Below are 440 nucleotides of genomic sequence, written 5' to 3'. Positions count from 1 at the left end.
GAATTAAAGGAATTATACATGAACCACATGATTGAAAAGGAGCAGTGGGCCAGAGCGGCAGCTGTCCTTCGAAAAGAATTGGAACAAACAAAAAACGTTAAGAGATTTTTATAAAGGCTAAGGTGATAAACATGGATGAGATTTGGTTTGCGGGCATTGACCTGGGAGGAACGACGATTAAACTCGCTTTTATTAATCGATATGGTGAAATTCAGCATAAATGGGAAGTCCCGACGGATAAAACCGGCGACACCATTACCGTTACAATTGCAAAAACAATCGACAGCAAGCTGGATGAGCTGCAAAAACCGAAGCACCTCATCAAATACATCGGAATGGGCGCACCAGGTCCTGTAGATATGGCGGCAGGAGTTGTTTATGAAACCGGAAATCTAGGATGGAATAATTACGCTTTAAAAAACCATTTGGTGACAGAGACC

At 42.3% G+C, this 440-nt stretch carries 2 pseudogenes; both read left to right on the top strand.

The annotated features are described in order from the left end of the window. Window positions 1–121: pseudogene (locus RVS70_RS22505) on the top strand (YqgQ family protein); the annotation flags it as partial. A gap of 10 nt (window positions 122–131) precedes the next feature. Further along, window positions 132–440 (top strand): annotated as a pseudogene (glcK, locus tag RVS70_RS22500) (glucose kinase GlcK); the annotation flags it as partial.

This window comes from Virgibacillus sp. M23 (assembly GCF_034190895.1).
Classification (GTDB): Bacteria; Bacillota; Bacilli; order Bacillales; family Amphibacillaceae; genus Virgibacillus; species Virgibacillus salarius.
This window is presented reverse-complemented; position numbering and strand designations above follow the sequence as displayed.